This is a genomic window from Ornithinimicrobium avium, assembly GCF_003351765.1.
Classification (GTDB): Bacteria; Actinomycetota; Actinomycetes; order Actinomycetales; family Dermatophilaceae; genus Ornithinicoccus; species Ornithinicoccus avius.
The window spans coordinates 403,890-420,461 of record NZ_CP031229.1; the positions used below are offsets into that span (position 1 = coordinate 403,890).

Annotated in this window: 15 protein-coding genes; 12 read left to right on the plus strand and 3 right to left on the minus strand. The window is 73.5% G+C overall.

Going from position 1 to position 16,572, the window contains the following annotated elements; all coding sequences use genetic code 11:
• Window positions 1-21: 21 nt before the first annotated feature.
• Entirely contained in the window at window positions 22-873 is an 852-nt protein-coding gene (locus tag DV701_RS01885) for a hypothetical protein (RefSeq protein WP_114926838.1), read from the minus strand.
• A 91-nt stretch (window positions 874-964) separates the two neighbouring features.
• Here DV701_RS01885 and DV701_RS01890 point away from each other — a divergent pair, with 91 nt between their 5' ends.
• Genes DV701_RS01890 through aroB form a run of 9 tightly spaced genes read left to right on the plus strand, consistent with a single transcriptional unit; the run spans window position 965 to window position 11,419 of the window.
• Window positions 965-2,365: a replication-associated recombination protein A gene (locus DV701_RS01890; RefSeq protein ID WP_407669358.1), complete on the plus strand. Its 1,401-nt coding sequence runs from the start codon at window positions 965-967 to the stop codon at window positions 2,363-2,365.
• A gap of 36 nt (window positions 2,366-2,401) precedes the next feature.
• Window positions 2,402-5,092, plus strand: coding sequence for an alanine--tRNA ligase (alaS, locus tag DV701_RS01895; protein ID WP_114926839.1), 2,691 nt, complete (start codon window positions 2,402-2,404; stop codon window positions 5,090-5,092).
• Entirely contained in the window at window positions 5,089-5,643 is a 555-nt protein-coding gene (gene ruvX, locus DV701_RS01900) for a Holliday junction resolvase RuvX (RefSeq protein WP_114926840.1), read from the plus strand. The genes alaS and ruvX overlap by 4 nt, the downstream gene beginning before the upstream one ends.
• Window positions 5,644-5,651: 8 nt before the next feature.
• A complete protein-coding gene (gene mltG, locus DV701_RS01905; protein ID WP_114926841.1) occupies window positions 5,652-6,884 on the plus strand; it encodes an endolytic transglycosylase MltG in 1,233 nt (410 codons plus the stop codon).
• A complete protein-coding gene (locus tag DV701_RS01910) occupies window positions 6,878-7,747 on the plus strand; it encodes a shikimate dehydrogenase (RefSeq protein WP_228255162.1) in 870 nt (289 codons plus the stop codon). The genes mltG and DV701_RS01910 overlap by 7 nt, the downstream gene beginning before the upstream one ends.
• Window positions 7,744-8,463: a prepilin peptidase gene (locus DV701_RS01915; protein WP_114926842.1), complete on the plus strand. Its 720-nt coding sequence runs from the start codon at window positions 7,744-7,746 to the stop codon at window positions 8,461-8,463. The genes DV701_RS01910 and DV701_RS01915 overlap by 4 nt, the downstream gene beginning before the upstream one ends.
• 57 nt (window positions 8,464-8,520) lie before the next feature.
• Window positions 8,521-9,786, plus strand: coding sequence for a chorismate synthase (gene aroC, locus DV701_RS01920; protein ID WP_114926843.1), 1,266 nt, complete (start codon window positions 8,521-8,523; stop codon window positions 9,784-9,786).
• Window positions 9,783-10,301, plus strand: coding sequence for a shikimate kinase (locus tag DV701_RS01925; protein ID WP_114926844.1), 519 nt, complete (start codon window positions 9,783-9,785; stop codon window positions 10,299-10,301). The genes aroC and DV701_RS01925 overlap by 4 nt, the downstream gene beginning before the upstream one ends.
• Entirely contained in the window at window positions 10,298-11,419 is a 1,122-nt protein-coding gene (gene aroB / locus DV701_RS01930; RefSeq protein WP_114926845.1) for a 3-dehydroquinate synthase, read from the plus strand. Before DV701_RS01925 ends, aroB begins: the two co-directional genes overlap by 4 nt.
• Here aroB and DV701_RS01935 read toward each other — a convergent pair.
• The gene (locus tag DV701_RS01935) at window positions 11,382-11,705 is read right to left on the minus strand and encodes a hypothetical protein (RefSeq protein ID WP_114926846.1); all 324 of its coding nucleotides are present in this window, start codon (window positions 11,703-11,705) and stop codon (window positions 11,382-11,384) included. The genes aroB and DV701_RS01935 overlap by 38 nt on opposite strands.
• Window positions 11,706-11,749: 44 nt before the next feature.
• On the minus strand, window positions 11,750-12,049 hold the full coding sequence (locus DV701_RS01940) for a hypothetical protein (protein ID WP_202863603.1): 300 nt from the start codon (window positions 12,047-12,049) through the stop codon (window positions 11,750-11,752).
• A 121-nt stretch (window positions 12,050-12,170) separates the two neighbouring features.
• Here DV701_RS01940 and efp point away from each other — a divergent pair, with 121 nt between their 5' ends.
• From efp to DV701_RS01955, 3 genes are all read left to right on the plus strand, one after another.
• The gene (gene efp, locus DV701_RS01945) at window positions 12,171-12,731 is read left to right on the plus strand and encodes an elongation factor P (protein WP_114926847.1); all 561 of its coding nucleotides are present in this window, start codon (window positions 12,171-12,173) and stop codon (window positions 12,729-12,731) included.
• A gap of 1 nt (window position 12,732) precedes the next feature.
• A complete protein-coding gene (gene nusB / locus DV701_RS01950) occupies window positions 12,733-13,215 on the plus strand; it encodes a transcription antitermination factor NusB (RefSeq protein WP_114926848.1) in 483 nt (160 codons plus the stop codon).
• Between the two features lie 391 nt (window positions 13,216-13,606).
• Window positions 13,607-16,483: a cation-translocating P-type ATPase gene (locus DV701_RS01955; RefSeq protein ID WP_324616612.1), complete on the plus strand. Its 2,877-nt coding sequence runs from the start codon at window positions 13,607-13,609 to the stop codon at window positions 16,481-16,483.
• The last annotated feature ends 89 nt before the right edge of the window (window positions 16,484-16,572 follow it).

A 16,572-nucleotide genomic window follows, 5' to 3' on the forward strand; every position in this document is an offset into this window, starting at 1 on the left:
CCGTCGGCCCACCCGCGAAGGTCAGCCGATGCGCTCCAGCTCCGGCTGCTCGACCGGGGAGGGCGGGACGGTCTCGCCTGCGCGACGGGCTCCCGCGGCCCAGAACAGGCCTGCGCCGGTCAGGAGGTTGATCGCACCCAGGCCGGCCAGGAGGGCGACCATGCCGAGGGCCAGCTTGAGGGCCGAGGCGGTCACGGTGCCGACCCCGAGCTCGCCGACCAGGCCGTGCACGGTTCCGGTCCACATGGCCTCGCGGGCCGCGGCGTCAGCAGGGTTGGTGCGGTCGAAGTCCTGCCAGTAGCGGCCGCCGCCGTCGTACTCGACGGTCCAGCCCTCGGCCGGGAACGGGTCCGGGACGGCGAGCGTCTGGTCGCCGACCTGCAGCTCGGTCAGGGCGTTCCCGTCGGGGTCGACGAGGGCGTCCTCGGTCAGGGTGATGGGGTAGGTGCCGTCGATGACGTGGTGGGTGATGGTGGCCATCTGGTACATGTACTCGCTCGCGGTGTTGACCAGCGGGTCGTCCGGGTCCATCTCGCGGTCCGAGACCGGGTAGCCCCACTCGTCGGTGAGCATCGTCATGATGCCGTCGGCGGCGGCGGTGTCGCCGCGGTCGACGAGCTGGCCGTCCTCGTTGTAGCTCAGCTCCACGCCCTGCACCTCGCTGAAGCTCTGGAGCGAGTGCTTGCCGTCCTGGTACATCGAGAACGCGACACCGGAGCCGATGAAGAAGACCAGGCCGAAGACCATGAGCATGATCCCGACGAGGCGCAGACGTTGTGGCATGAGGACCTCCTCCGGGCGTGGCCCGGACATCGTGGTGAGGGCCGGGCAGTGCGCCCGGTCGACGGCCCGTTGTGCGCCGTCGTCACCCATCCTGCCAAAGTACGACGCAACGTAGTAGGGACTAAGGTCCCGGGTTCCGAGGCCGGAGGTCCCGCGTCCTGCGGGTAGCCTCGGGGGCGTGGTGGGAGCCGGAGCGGACCTGTTCAGCGACCCCGACGGCGGGGCCGCCGGGGAGGGGTCGGACCTGCGCCCGCCGCTGGCGGTGCGGATGCGGCCCCGGGCGGTCGAGGAGGTCCGCGGCCAGCAGGACGTGCTCCGCCCGGGCTCGCCCCTGCGACGGCTCATCGAGGGCCACGCGGGCGCGGCCGGCCCGCTGTCGGCGATCCTCTGGGGGCCGCCGGGCACCGGCAAGACCACCCTGGCCCACCTGGTCGCCACCGCCGCCGGGCGCACGTTCGTGGAGCTCTCGGCGGTCACCGCCGGGGTCAAGGACGTGCGCGCGGTGATGGAGCAGGCCGGCCGGGAGCGCTCGCTCTACGGTCGGCAGACGGTGCTCTTCCTCGACGAGATCCACCGCTTCAGCAAGGCGCAGCAGGACGCGCTGCTGCCCGGCGTGGAGAACCGCCTCGTCATCCTGGTCGCGGCCACCACCGAGAACCCCTCCTTCAGCGTCATCGCGCCGCTGCTGTCGCGCTCGATGCTCATCCGGCTGACCTCGCTGGACGACGAGCAGCTCGGCGAGGTCGTGGACGAGGCGCTCCAGGACGAGCGCGGGCTGGCCGGCGAGCTGGCCCTCGAGAGCCAGGCCCGCGACCACATCGTGCGGATCGCCGGCGGGGACGCCCGGCGGGCGCTGACCACGCTGGAGGCGGCGGCGGGCGTCGCCCTGGACGCCGTGCCCGCCGGCGCCGAGGGACGGCAGGTCACGATCACCCTGGCCGACGCCGAGCAGGCGGTCGACACCGCGGCCGTCCGCTACGACCGCACCGGGGACCAGCACTACGACGTCGCCAGCGCCTTCATCAAGTCGATGAGGGGCTCGGACGTCGACGCCGCGCTGCACTACCTGGCCGTGCAGCTCGAGGCGGGGGAGGACCCGCGCTTCATCGCCCGCCGCATCGTCATCTCCGCCAGCGAGGACGTCGGCATGGCCGACCCGACGGCGCTGCAGACGGCGGTCGCGGCGATGCACGCGGTCGCCCAGATCGGCATGCCCGAGGCGCGGATCATCCTGGCCCAGGCGGTCGTGCACAACGCGCTGGCGCCGAAGTCCAACGCCGCCTACAGCGCGGTGAACGCCGCGATCGCCGACGTCCGCGCCGGCAAGGGGGCCCGGGTGCCCGCGCACCTGAGGGGCAGCGGGTATGCCGGTGCCGCGCGGCTCGGGCACGGGCAGGGTTACCGCTACAGCCACGACGAGCCGGCCGGGGTGGGGGCGCAGCAGTTCCTGCCCGACGACCTGCTCGCGCAGGACGCCGACTACTACCACCCCACCGGGCGCGGCTGGGAGGAGCGGCTCGCCGAGCGGTGGCGCGAGCTGCGCCGGATCGTCCGGGGTCGGGGGCCCGGGTCGGGCCGCTAGAGTGGGCGGGTCCGTCTGCAGCCTGGTGAGGAGACCATGGAAACCGCCGAGATCCGCCGTCGTTGGCTGTCCTTCTTCGAGAGCAAGGGCCACGCGGTGGTGCCCAGCGCACCGCTGGTCTACGACGACCCGACCCTGCTGTTCGTCAACGCCGGCATGGTCCCGTTCAAGCCCTACTTCCTGGGGCAGGAGACCGCGCCCTGGCCGCGGGCCACGAGCGTGCAGAAGTGCGTGCGCACCCTCGACATCGAGGAGGTCGGCAAGACCACCCGGCACGGCACCTTCTTCCAGATGAACGGCAACTTCTCGTTCGGCGACTACTTCAAGGAGGGGGCGATCAGCCACGCCTGGGAGCTGGTGACCGGCTCGCAGGACGACGGCTTCCTCGGCTTCGACCCCGACTCGGTCTGGGTCACCGTGCTGGACGGCGACGACGAGGCCGCCGAGCTGTGGCGGCGTGTCGCGGGGCTGCCCCCGGAGCGCGTCCAGCGCCGGGGTCCGGCCGACAACTACTGGCACATGGGGGTCCCCGGGCCCGGCGGTCCGTGCAGCGAGATCTACATCGACCGCGGACCGGAGCACGGCCCGGACGGCGGCCCGGTCGTCGACGAGGACCGCTTCCTGGAGATCTGGAACCTCGTCTTCATGCAGGACGACCTCGGGCAGGTGCGTTCCAAGACCGACTTCGACATCGTCGGCGAGCTGCCCCGCAAGAACATCGACACCGGCATGGGCCTGGAGCGCGTGGCCTACCTGCTCCAGGGGGTGGACAACCTCTACGAGATCGACGAGGTCTATCCCGTCATCGAGCGTGCCGAGGAGATCAGCGGCCGCGCCTACGGCGTCGACCACGAGGACGACGTGCGTTTCCGGGTCGTCGCCGACCACGTCCGCTCCGGCCTGATGCTCATGGGCGACGGTGTCACGCCGGGCAACGAGGGCCGCGGCTACGTCCTGCGCCGGCTGCTGCGCCGCGCCGTCCGCTCGATGCGGCTGCTCGGCGTCGGTCCCGACGAGGCCACCCTGCCGGCGCTGCTGCCGGTCAGCAAGGACGTCATGCGCAGCTCCTATCCCGAGCTCGAGCGCGACTGGCACCGGATCAGCCAGACGGCCTACGCCGAGGAGGAGGCCTTCGCCCGGACGCTGTCCAGCGGGACGACGATCCTGGACACCGCGGTGGCCCGCGCCAAGGCCTCCGGGGCGACCACGCTCGCGGGCGCGGAGGCCTTCCAGCTGCACGACACCTACGGCTTCCCGATCGACCTGACCCTGGAGATGGCCTCCGAGCAGGGACTGGCGGTCGACGAGGAGGGCTTCCGCACGCTGATGACCGAGCAGCGGCAGCGCGCCAAGGCCGACGCCCGCGCCAAGAAGCACGGCCACAGCGGCGCCACCGCCTACAAGGCGATCGCCGACCGGCTCGGGCGCGCGGTGCAGTTCACCGGTTACAGCGAGATGTCCGGCCGCGGGACCGTGGTGGGGCTGCTCGCCGACGGCCACGAGGTCGACCGGCTCGCCGCCGGGCCTGCCGAGGCCGGCGGCACCGAGGTCGAGCTCGTCCTGGGCCAGACGCCGTTCTACGCGGAGGCGGGGGGCCAGCTGGCCGACCACGGACTCATCCGGCTGGACTCCGGCGGCGTGGTCGAGGTCGCCGACGTGCAGCGCCCGATCCCCGGTCTTGTGGTCCACCGCGGACGGCTCGTGGAGGGCGAGCTGGCGCTGGGGGAGAGCGCCGAGTCGCAGATCGACACGCTGCGGCGTGCCGCCGTTTCTCGTGCGCACACCGCCACCCACATCGTGCACAAGGTGCTGCGCGAGACGCTGGGCGACACCGCGACCCAGGCCGGCTCGGAGAACGCACCCGGGCGGCTGCGCTTCGACTTCCGATCCACGCGCGGCCTGTCGGCCGAGGAGCTGGTCGCCGTCGAGGCGCGCATCAACGAGCGGCTGATGGACGACCTGCAGGTGTCCGCCGCCGAGATGTCGCTGGTGCAGGCGCGCGAGATGGGCGCCATGGCACTCTTCGGCGAGCGCTACCCGGAGGTCGTGCGCGTCGTCTCCGTGGGCGGGCCGTGGTCGCTGGAGCTGTGCGGCGGCACGCACGTGCTCAACTCTGCGCAGCTCTCCCTGGTCACGCTCGTCGGCGAAGCCTCGATCGGCTCCGGGGTACGACGGGTGGAGGCGCTCGTCGGCGCCGACGCCTACCAGCACCTCGCGCGTGAGAACGTCATCCTCAACCAGCTCACCGACACCTTGAAGGTGCGCCCGGACGAGGTGCCCGACCGGGTGGCCCAGCTCGTGGCGCGGCTCAAGGACGCCGAGCGGGAGATCGCCCGCGCCAAGTCCCAGCAGGTGCTCGCCGCGGCGGGCCGCCTGCTCGAGCAGGCTCGCGACCTCGACGGTACGACCTTCCTGGGTCACCACGTCGGCGACGTGGCCGGCGACGACCTGCGGACGATGGCCGCCGACCTGCGCGGCCGGCTCGGCACCGAGCGCCCGGTCGTCGTCGCCCTGACCGGCGTGGCCGGGGACCGGCCCCAGGTCGTCGTGGCGACCAACGAGGCCGCGCGGGAGCGCGGCGTACGTGCCGGTGCCCTGGTCAGGGTCGCGGCCCAGACGCTCGGTGGCGGCGGCGGCGGCAAGGACGACCTGGCCCAGGGCGGCGGCCAGGACCCGAGCCGCACCGGCGCCGCGCTGCAGGCCGTCGAGGACGAGATCAGGGCGTGACCACGTCCTCCTCGGGCAGCCCCGCCGGCCGGCCGGCCGACCGGCCCGCCGACGGGCGTGCGGCGGACCGCGGCGTGCTCCTGGGGGTCGACGTGGGCGAGGTCCGCGTCGGGGTCGCGGCGTGCGACCCCGACGGGATGCTGGCCCACCCGGTGGCCACCCTGGCGCGCGACCAGGAGGGCGAGGAGGAGCTGTCCTCGCTCGCCGAGCTGGTGCGGGAGCGCGACGCCGTCGCGGTCGTCGTCGGGCTGCCGCGCTCGCTCTCCGGCGAGGAGGGCTTGGCCGCGCGGCGGGCCCGCGACTACGCTGACTCCCTGCAGCGGCGACTGGACGTGCCGGTGCGACTGTGGGACGAACGGCTCACGACGGTCGACGCGCACCGGAACCTGCACCGAAGCGGGGTCCGGGGCCGCGACCAGCGGGCCGTGGTCGACCAGGTCGCAGCGGTGCTGATCCTCCAGGCGGCGCTCGACGCCCGACGTGCCGGACGCCCCGCCGGCACACCCCTGCGGGCGCGCAAGCCCCGGACCCGCCGGTCCGGCCAGACGTAAGGACATCGATGAGCCTGCCCCCGGACGAGGACTGGGACGACGAGCACCGTCGGTCGCGGTTCGACGACGACGTGCTCGGCCTGCGCGGCGTCAAGGAGCACGACGAGTCGCTGGCCGACGACGTGCTTGACCCGGAGCCCGAGGTGCCGATGTTCCGGCCGCGGCGCCGGCGCCGGCGCAACCCCCTCGCCACCGTCGTGGCGCTCGTCCTTGCCGCAGCGGTCGTGGTGACCGCCTCGGTCTACGCCTTCGGGTGGGTCGGTGACCTGCTGCCCTCCTTCTCGACCGGCAGCAACGACGTCCAGGACTACGAGGGTGCGGGGACCGGTGAGGTCCTGGTCGAGGTCCCCCAGGGCGCCGGTGGCGGCCAGATCGCGCAGATCCTCGCCGAGGCGGACGTCGTGGCCTCGGCCGGTGCCTTCACCGCCGCGCTCCAGGCGGACCCGCGGTCCAGCTCGATCCAGCCGGGGACCTACCGGATGGCCAACCAGATGAGCTCCTCGGCGGCGCTCGCGCGGCTGCTCGACGGCAACTACCGCGAGATCAACGGCGTCACGGTCCGCGAGGGGCTGTGGGTCTCCGAGACCTTCGAGGTGCTGGCCGAGGCGACCGGCAACGAGGTCTCCGACTACGAGGACGTCGACCCGGCCACGCTCGACCTTCCCGACGCCGCGGAGGGCGAGCTGGAGGGCTTCCTCTACCCGAGCACCTACGAGTTCGCACCGGACTCCACGCCGCAGGACCAGCTGCGGGCCATGGTCGAGCTGGGCAGGCGCACCTATGCCGAGATCGGGGTGCCCGACGACGAGCTGCGCGAGATCATCATCAAGGCGAGCATCGTCCAGGGCGAGGGCATGTTCGCCGAGGACCTGCCCAAGGTCGCCCGGGTGGTCGAGAACCGCCTGGTGGACACCGCGGACACCGATGGCCGGCTGCAGATGGACTCGACCATCCACTTCATCTTCCAGGAGCGTGGCAAGGCCGGCACGACCGACGAGCAGCGCCAGGTGGACGACCCTTACAACACCTACGTCAACCCCGGGCTGCCCCCGGGCCCGATCAACAGCCCCGGCGAGGCCGCCATCCGTGCGGCGCTGAACCCCGAGCCCGGGAACTGGCTCTACTTCGTCACCGTCAACCCCAGCACCGGCGAGACCAAGTTCGCCGACACCTACGAGGAGCACCTGAAGAACCAGGACGAGTTCCTCCAGTGGTGCTCGGACAACCCGGACCAGTGCTGAACCCGTCCCCGGGCGGCGCGGACCGGACCGGGGCGCGCCGTGCGGGGGTCGTGGGACGGCCCGTGGGGCACAGCCTCTCCCCGCGCCTGCACCGGGCCGCGTTCGCCGTCCTCGGACTGGACGGGTGGACCTTCGAGGCCACGGACGTCCCTGCCGGTGGCCTGGCCGACCACGTCGCGGGCCTGGGACCGGAGTGGGTCGGCCTGGCCGTCACGATGCCGCTGAAGCGGGAGGCTCTCGAGCTGCCCGGCGCCGTGGAGGTCGGACAGGACGCCCGGCTGGCGGGCGGCGCCAACACGCTGCTGCGCCGGGGATCCCGATGGGCCGTCGACAACACCGACGTGGCCGGGCTGGGCGCGGCGATGGCAGGGGCCGGGGTCCGCGCACCGCGGCGGGCGACGGTGCTGGGCGCCGGCGCCACCGCCCGGTCCGCCCTCGTGGCCCTCGCCCGCGCCGGCGCGGGCGAGGTGGTCCTCGCCGTCCGGGACCGGGTGCGTGCCGAGACGATGGTGCTGGTGGACGAGCTCGGCCTCTCGGCGGAGGTGCTGCGGCTCGGGCAGGAACGGCTCGTCCTGGACCCCGCGGCGGGGGAGGTGGTGGTCAGCACCCTGCCGGCCGGCGCGGACGTCTCCGGTGTCCTGGTGCCCGACGTGGCCTCCGCGCCCGTCGTCCTGGACGTGGCCTACGCGCCCTGGCCCAGCGGGTTCGCCGCCGCCGTCGACCGGGCGTCCGGCGGTCGGCTCGCCGTGGTGCGAGGGACCGAGATGCTCCTGCACCAGGCGGTGCGCCAGGTGGAGCTGATGACCGGGCATGATGGCCCGGTGGAGGCGATGCGAGCTGCGCTGGCGGGGGAGGCCGGGTGAGCGAGGTGGCGGTGACCGTGGTCGTCGGCGCGGTGGTGGCGCTGCTCGGCATACCCGTGGGCCGGTGGCTGGAGGCGACGACCTACCGCAAGCCGGACGAGGACGACGTGCCGCACCCCGGTCGGCGCTGGTGGGTGCCGATCGTGCTGGGGCTGGTCAGCGCGCTGGTGGTGCACCGGATCTGGTTCGTCCAGGACGACGCGGTGCCCGGCTGGCCGGTCGCCGTCGTGCTCACCGCGACCGCGCTGATGGTCGTGCTGTCCTGCGTGTGCCTGGCCGCGATGGACCTCGACGTGCACCGGCTCCCGGACCGGATCATGTGGCCCACGATGGGCTTCCTCGCGGCGGGGATCACCCTGGCGGCCTTCGTCGGAGGCGGGTTCGACCCCTGGCTCCGCTCGGTGCTGGCAGCCCTCGCCAGCGGAGGGTTCTACCTCCTGCTGGCGCTGCTGTCCCTGGCCCGGGGCTCGCTGGCGCTCGGCCTGGGCGACGTCAAGCTGGCCGTCGTGCTCGGCGGCGCGCTCGGCTGGTACGGCTGGCCGGAGACCGTGACCGGCATCTACGCCGGGTTCCTCGTCGGCGGCGTCGTCGCGGTCGGCCTCCTCGTGGCGCGCCGGGTGAGCTGGCGCGGCGACTTCGCCTACGGGCCCCCGATGATGGTCGGTGCCCTGCTGGGCTTCCTCCTGGCGCCGCAGACGGGCGGCGCGTTCCTCTAGGAGCCGCCGCGCTCCCGGCTCCTGGCCGCGCGTGGCCGCGTGGGAGAATCTGTACCCATGCTGCGCTGGTTGACCGCCGGAGAGTCCCACGGCCCTGCCCTGACCGCCGTCATCGAGGGCCTGCCTGCCGGCGTGGTCGTCGAGCGGGCCGCAGTGGAGGGCGCCCTGGCGCGACGCCGGCTCGGTTACGGGCGCGGCGCCCGGATGAAGTTCGAGGCCGACCAGTTGTCCTTCCTCGGCGGCATGCGCCACGGCCTGACCCTCGGCTCACCCCTCGCGCTCCAGATCGCCAACTCCGAGTGGGCCAAGTGGCAGGCGGTGATGGACCCCGAGCCGGTCGACGCCGACGAGGTGGCCCGCGCCGACGACGTCGGGGCGCCCCAGGAGCTGGCCCGCAACAGGCCGCTCACCCGGCCGCGGCCCGGGCACGCCGACCTGGTCGGCATGACCAAGTACGGCTTCGACGAGGCGCGCCCCGTCCTCGAGCGCGCCTCGGCCCGCGAGACGGCCGCCCGGGTCGCGCTCGGAGCGGTCGCCGCGGCCTTCCTCGAGCAGGCGGTCGGGATCCGCCTCGTCTCCCACACCGTGGCGATCGGCCGGGCCGGGATGACGGGTCCCGGGACCGACGCGCCCACGGCCGAGGAGCTCCCCGGCCCCGACGACGTGGCCGCGGTCGACGCCGACCCGGTGCGCACCCTGGACCCCGAGCTCTCCGCGGCGATGGTCGCCGAGGTCGACGCCGCGCGCAAGGACGGCGACACCCTCGGCGGCGTCGTCGAGGTGCTCGCCTACGGCCTGCCGCCGGGGCTGGGGTCGCACGTGCACTGGGACCGTCGCCTCGACGGCCGGCTGGCGGGCGCGCTGATGGGCATCCAGGCGATCAAGGGCGTGGAGGTCGGGGAGGGCTTCCGCACCGCGGCCCGCCGCGGGAGCCAGGCGCACGACGAGATGGAGAGCGACGCCCGCGGCCTGGTGCGGCGCACCACCCTGCGCAGCGGCGGGACCGAGGGCGGGATGAGCACCGGCGAGGTGCTGCGCGTGCGCGCGGCGATGAAGCCGATCAGCACCGTCCCGCGCTCCCTGCGGACCGTGGACACCACCACCGGCGAGGCTGCGACCGCGATCCACCAGCGCTCCGACGTCTGCGCCGTCCCCGCCGCCGGCGTCGTCGCCGAGGCGATGGTGGCGCTCGTCCTCGCCGACGCCGTGCTGGAGAAGTTCGGCGGGGACTCGGTGGCCGAGGTGGCCCGCAACCACGCGGCCTACCTCGGGTCCGTCCCTGAGCACCTGCGCACGCCGTCGACGACCGGGACCCACCGGTGAGCGGGCCGGTCGCGGTCCTCGTCGGGCCGCCCGGCGCGGGCAAGACCACCGTCGGCCGCGTGCTCGCCGACCGGCTCGGCGTCCCCCTGCACGACACCGACGCCGCGGTCGAGGAGCTCGTGGGCAAGCCGGTGGCCGACATCTTCGTCCAGGACGGCGAGGCAGTCTTCCGCGGGCTCGAGCGCCAGGAGGTCCTCCGTGCGCTGCACGAGGAGGAGGGCGTGGTCGCCCTCGGGGGCGGGGCACCGGTGCAGGAGGAGATCGCGGAGGCCCTGCGCGGGGGCGGGCTCCCGGTCGTCTTCCTCGACGTGACGATCGCGGACGCGGCGGGCCGGGTCGGCTTCGACGTCTCGCGCCCGCTGCTCCTGGTCAACCCGCGGGCTGCCTGGACCCGCCTGATGAACGCGCGTCGCCCCGTCTACGAGGAGCTGGCGACGGTCCAGGTCCAGACCGGCGGGCGGAGCCCCGACGAGGTCGCCGACGAGGTGCTCGCGCTCCTGGGCCTGACGCCGTGAGCGAGGCGCGGACCCGGACCGTCGAGATCGCCGGACCGCCGAGGTATGACGTGCGTCTCGGCGCGGGCGCCGAGCGTCACCTGGCCGAGCACGCCCGGCCGGGCCGGCGGGTGCTGCTCGTGACGCAGCCGGGGCGCAACGAGGTCGCCGAGGCGGCCAGCGAGGTGCTCGCCGGCTCCGGCGCGCGGGTGGTGCGCGCCGAGGTGCCGGACGCGGAGGCGGCCAAGACGGCGGAGGTGCTCACCGGGCTGTGGGGCCTGCTGGGCCGGGAGGGGTTCACCCGCGACGACCTCGTGGTGGGGGTCGGCGGCGGGGCGACCACCGACCTGGCCGGGTTCGTGGCCGCCACTTGGCTGCGTGGCGTCGAGGTGGTGCTGCTGCCCACCTCCCTGCTGGGGGTGGTCGACGCCGCCGTCGGCGGCAAGACCGGCATCAACACCGCCGAGGGCAAGAACCTCGTCGGCGCCTTCCACCCGCCGCGGGCCGTGCTGTGCGACCCGGCCTGGCTGGGCAGCATGAGCAGGGCCGACTACGTCTCCGGACTGGCCGAGGTGATCAAGTGCGGCTTCGTCACCGACCCGGTCATCCTCGACCTCCTCCAGGCTGCGCCCGCCCGAGCGGCCGACCCCGCCGCCGATCCGGAGCTGGCCGTCGAGCTGGTCGCGCGCGCCGTCCAGGTCAAGGCGGACGTCGTCTCGACGGACCTGCGCGAGGCGGGGCTGCGCGAGGTCCTCAACTACGGGCACACCTTCGCGCACGCGATCGAGCAGGTGGAGGACTACCGCTGGCGGCACGGGGACGCCGTGGCGGTGGGCATGGTCTACGTCGCCGAGGTCGCCCACCGGGCCGGTCTGATCGACACCGACCTCCTGGAGCGGCACCGCGCGGTGCTCGCCTCGGTGGGCTTGCCCACGGCATACCCCGGGGGCGCGCAGCGCTGGACCGAGCTGCGCGCGGCGATGGCCCGGGACAAGAAGTCCCGCGGCAGCACGCTGCGCCTGGTCGTCCTCGAGGGGCTCGCCCGCCCGACGCGCCTGGAGGGTCCGGACGAGGCGACGCTGCGGGCCGCCCACGCTGCTGTCAGCCAGGCAGGATCGGCAGCCGGCGCCGTACCCTGACCGGCGCCTGCGCAGCCTCGTGGCCCGGGGCGTGGGTGGGGACGTGCCCGGGCCTCCCGGCCCGGCTGGTGCCGGAGACCGGTGCGCTCCCACCCTGGGGCGCTCCGGTCATGATCCCGCTGATCTGCGCCTGCTGCGCCGCTGAGGGCATCCCCCAGGACGGGTCGTCGTAGCCGGCGACCTGCCACAGCGGCGTGTGCTGACGGGTGCCGAGCAGGATGTCCACCATCTTTCCCGAGACCAGCGACGGGTGCTCGACGCCGCACGACTGGGCCACCTTGAGCATCTCGCGACGCCAGGAGCGCAGGTAGTTCGCGGCGCGGACCGACCTCAGGGTGGGGTGTTCTGCAGCGCCCCGGCCTCCGCGCAGCCGCGGTTGAGCGCCTCCACCGCAGGGCCCGACAGGGCGCCGTAGCGGCGCTGGTCCCGGCTGAACGGCCGTTCGGCGTCGTCGGCGGAGACGATGTACTGCCGCAGCTCCGGCCCGAGCTTCTCCAGGGCGTAGCGGGCGTGCCCGACGACCGGGAAGTTGCGCAGGACCGCGTGCCTCTTCTGCGTCATGTCGTGCACCGCGACGGCGGCGAGGACGGCCGCGGGCAGGGAGACGGTGAGCGCCTTGGACCACTTCATGGGCCCCACTGTGAGGAAAAGCGGTGCGTGAGGAGGGCAGCGGCACCGGTAGACTCGGGAGAGTTTGGGTCCCGGACGCGGACCCGCGAAGCGAACCGCATACCGAGGGAAAGCAGCACACGTGGCGACGACCAACGACCTGAAGAACGGCATGATCCTGGACATGGACAACGGTCTGTGGCAGGTGATGGAGTTCCAGCACGTCAAGCCCGGCAAGGGGCCGGCGTTCGTGCGCACCAAGCTCAAGAACGTCACCTCCGGCAAGACCGTCGACAAGACGTTCAACGCCGGCACCAAGGTCGACACCGCCACCGTGGACCGGTCCGACTACCAGTACCTCTACAACGACGGCACCGACTTCATCTTCATGGACGAGAAGACCTACGAGCAGATCCCGGTCTCGGCCCAGATCATGGGCGACGCGGCGAACTACCTGCTGGAGAACGGCCGGGCGATGATCGCCCAGCACGAGGGCCAGGTCCTCTACATCGAGCTCCCGGCCTCCGTGGTCCTGGAGATCACCCACACCGAGCCCGGACTGCAGGGCGACCGCTCCACCGGCGGCACCAAGCCGGCCACCCTGGAGACCGGCGCCGAGATCCAGGTGCCGCTCTTCCTCGAGGCCGGCACCAAGGTCAAGGTCGACACCCGAGACGGCTCCTACCTCGGCCGCGTGAACTGACGTGGCGGCCCGCTCCAAGGCGCGCAAGCGGGCCCTGGAACTGCTCTACGAGGCCGACCAGAGGGGCATCAACGTGGGTGTCCTGCTCGAGGAGAGGGTGGCCGCGCCGACCACCCAGCACCCGCTGCCGGAGTATGCCGTGCAGCTCGTGCGCGGGGTCCTCGCGCGCTGGTCGCAGATCGACGAGGTGCTGACCACCTACTCGCAGGGCTGGAGCCTGGAGCGGATGGCCGCGGTCGACCGCGCCGCGCTGCGTCTGGGCACCTGGGAGATCGTCTGGAACGACGAGGTGCCCGACACCGTGGCGATCTCCGAGGCGGTGCAGCTGGTCCAGGCCCTCTCGACCGACGACTCGCCCCGGTTCGTCAACGGGCTGCTGGCCCGGGTCGTCGAGGTCAAGGCCACCCTCGTCCGAGCCCCGTACCCGACCGGCGACACGGTCGGCCCACGTCAGGAGGCCCTGCGCCGCGGAGAACGCCGGTAGCGCAGGCCAGTCGCTCGAGGTGCCGGTCGACCCGTCCCTCCCACCCGGGGCGTGGGTCGTCGCGGGTCGGCTGGGCGTACCAGCCGTGGCGCAGGCGGACGACCTCCCCGGCCTCGACGAGCCGGTCCAGCTCGCGGTGGCTGTGGCCGAGCGCACGGAACTGCTCCCGGGCGAACGGGCTCGGTGGCAGGATCATGCGCCCAGGCTGGCCTGGCACGACGTGCGGCTCTGTGCGCCGTCCACAGCTGTGGGCACCCCGACCACGCCGGGCGGCCACCGTGCAAGGATGTGTCGCCGCTCGCGGACCGATCGTGTCGTCGGTGGGGTATGGGGTGTGGCCGGGTGGACACCCTGCCACCGGGCGCCGCGCCGGGTCTGCGACGATCCAGGGGTGGCCGTGCCGAGCAGCGAGGGGTCCGCACTGGGCAGGGCCGAGGCCGTGGCGGACCTGGGCGTCGACCCCGAGGCCGGGCTGTCGGGCCCCGAGGCGGCTCGCCGGCTGGAGCGGGACGGCCCCAACGCGCTCGTGGCCTCCGCCCCCGTCCCGCGCTGGCGCACGTTCCTGGCCCAGTTCCAGGACCCGCTGATCTACCTCCTCCTCGCGGCCGTGGTCGTCGCGACCGGAGCCTGGTGGGTCGAGGGCGCCGGGGGATGGCCGGTCGACTCCGTCGTGATCGCGGTCATCGTGGTGCTCAACGCGGTCCTGGGCTACAGCCAGGAGACGCGCGCGGAGCAGGCGGTCGCCGCGCTGCAGCGGATGACCGAGGTGCGGGCGACGGTGGTGCGCGGCGGCCGGGCGGTGCAGGTCCCGGCGCGCGAGGTCGTCCTCGGCGACGTCCTCGTGCTCGCGGAGGGGGACAGCGTCGCCGCCGACGCGCGGGTGGTGACGGCCAACGCCCTGCGGGTCGCCGAGGCCGCGCTCACCGGGGAGTCGACCGCCGTGTCCAAGGCGCCCGGGACGCTGCCGGACGACCTGCCTCTCGGGGACCGCACCAACGCGGTCTACAGGGGCACGGCGGTGACGGCCGGCACGGGTCGTGCGGTCGTGACCGGGACGGCGATGGACACCGAGATGGGTCGTATCGCCCGGTTGCTGGAGTCGACGGTCCGCCAGCCCACGCCGCTGGAACGCGAGATCGCCTTCATCGGCAGGTTCCTCGGCATCGCCGTCGTGGTCATCGCCGTCGTCGTGATGGCGACCGTGTGGCTGATCAGCGACGTCCGCACCGCCGAGGACGCGGTGACCGTGCTGCTGCTGGGCGTCTCGCTCGCGGTCGCGGCCGTGCCCGAGGGGCTGCCGGCCGTGCTCTCGGTCGTCCTGTCCGTCGGGGTCCAGCAGATGGCGCGGCGCGACGCGATCGTCAAGGACCTCAGCTCGGTGGAGACGCTGGGTTCGGCCTCGGTGATCTGCACGGACAAGACCGGCACGCTGACCAGCAACGAGATGACCGTCCAGCGGGTGGTCACCGCCTCCGGCAGCGCGGAGGTCACCGGCGCGGGCTACCGGCCCGAGGGCGTGGTGCACGACGGGGACGCGGTGCTCGGCACCACCGCCGACCCGGACCACGAGCCGCAGCGTGCCGAGGGCACGGTCGTCCTTTCCGGCGGGTCGCTGGCATCCAACTCCGAGCTGCGCCAGGAGGAAGGGCAGTGGTCCGTGCTCGGCGACCCGACCGAGGCGGCCTTCCTGGTCGCCGAGCGCAAGATGGGGCTGACCGAGCGCCGGGTGCGGCGGTTCACCCGGGTCGGCGAGGCGCCGTTCACCTCCGGGCGCAAACGCATGTCGACCGTCCACCTCGACCACGAGCGGGACGACGAGCCCGTGCTCGTCACCAAGGGCGCCCCGGACGTGGTGCTCGCGCGCTGCACCCGCTACCGCAGGGGGATGGAGACCCTCGTCCTCGACGAGGCGACGCGGGCCCGGGCGCTGGCGGACGTGGAGGACCTGTCGGGTCGGGCGATGAGGACCATCGGCGTCGCCTACCGGCCGCTCGGCCGGTCCGGCTCCGACGGGGCCGGCACCCGGCTGCTGGACACGGCATACCTCGAGGCCGGCGAGGTGCCCGCGGAGGTCGCGGAGGAGCTGGAGCAGGACCTGGTCTGGGTGGGCACGGTCGGGATGATCGACCCGCCCCGGGCGGAGGCCGGCGAGGCCGTCCGCGACGCGCACCGCGCCGGGGTCCGGGTGGTGATGATCACCGGTGACCATCCGTCCACCGCACTGCGCATCGCCCAGGACCTGGGCATCACCGGCCCCGACGGGACGGCCCTGACCGGGGCCGAGCTCGACCGGCTCGACGAGGAGGGCCTGGCCCGGGCCGTCACCGAGGTGGACGTGTTCGCGCGGGTGGCGCCGGAGCACAAGCTGCAGATCGTCGACGCGCTGCAGTCGCAGGGCCACGTCGTCGCGATGACGGGCGACGGCGTCAACGACGCCCCGGCGCTACGGTCGGCCGACATCGGGGTGGCCATGGGCATCACCGGCACCGAGGTGACCAAGGAGGCCGGCGCGATGATCCTGCGGGACGACAACTTCAGCACGATCGTCGTCGCCGTCCGCCAGGGCCGGGTGATCTTCGACAACATCAAGAAGTTCCTGCGCTACCTCCTCTCCTCCAACATGGGCGAGGTCCTGACCGTCTTCCTCGGCGTGGTCCTCGCCCCGGTCATCGGCCTGACCGACGCGAGCGCCGAGGCTGTCGTGCTGCCGCTGCTGGCCACGCAGATCCTGTGGATCAACCTGGTCACCGACTCCGCACCCGCGCTCGCCCTGGGCATGGACCCCGAGACCGACGACGTGATGGCCCGGCGGCCGCGACGCCGCGGGGAGCGGGTGATCGACGCGCGGATGTGGTCCGGGATCCTGGCTGTCGGCGCGGTCATGGCCGTGGTCAGCCTGCTCACGATCGACGTCTTCCTGCCCGGCGGCCTGGTCGAGGGGCAGGACGACCTGACCGTTGCCCGGACGGCAGGCTTCACCACCCTCGTCCTGGCCCAGCTGTTCAACGTGCTCAACTCGCGCTCGCAGACGGTCAGCGGCCTCAAGGACCTGTGGAGCAACCGCTGGCTGTGGGCGGCGATCGTCTTCGGCGTCGTGGCCCAGGTCGCCGTGGTGCACCTGCCCGTGCTGCAGACCGCCTTCGGCACGGCGGCGCTGGACCCGTTCCACTGGTTGGTCTGCACGCTGCTGGCCAGCTGCGTGCTGTGGTCCGACGAGCTGATCAAGCTGGTCGAGCGGGCCCGCGACAGGAGGCGCGCGGGACGGTAGTACGCTGTCCGCGACCGACACGTCCTTTAACCACCGTCCCGAGAGGCGGGGAAGGAGACGGGCTGTGAGTGCTGCCCACCCAGAAGCTG

What these genes read in the sequence shown, in the direction of transcription:
- DV701_RS01885 (WP_114926838.1), bottom strand. Translation starts at nt 873, where the DNA reads ATGGGTGACGACGGCGCACAACGGGCCGTCGACCGGGCGCACTGCCCG.
- alaS (WP_114926839.1), top strand. Translation starts at nt 2,402, where the DNA reads ATGGAAACCGCCGAGATCCGCCGTCGTTGGCTGTCCTTCTTCGAGAGC.
- mltG (WP_114926841.1), top strand. Translation starts at nt 5,652, where the DNA reads ATGAGCCTGCCCCCGGACGAGGACTGGGACGACGAGCACCGTCGGTCG.
- aroC (WP_114926843.1), top strand. Translation starts at nt 8,521, where the DNA reads ATGCTGCGCTGGTTGACCGCCGGAGAGTCCCACGGCCCTGCCCTGACC.
- DV701_RS01935 (WP_114926846.1), bottom strand. Translation starts at nt 11,705, where the DNA reads ATGCTCAAGGTGGCCCAGTCGTGCGGCGTCGAGCACCCGTCGCTGGTC.
- DV701_RS01940 (WP_202863603.1), bottom strand. Translation starts at nt 12,049, where the DNA reads ATGAAGTGGTCCAAGGCGCTCACCGTCTCCCTGCCCGCGGCCGTCCTC.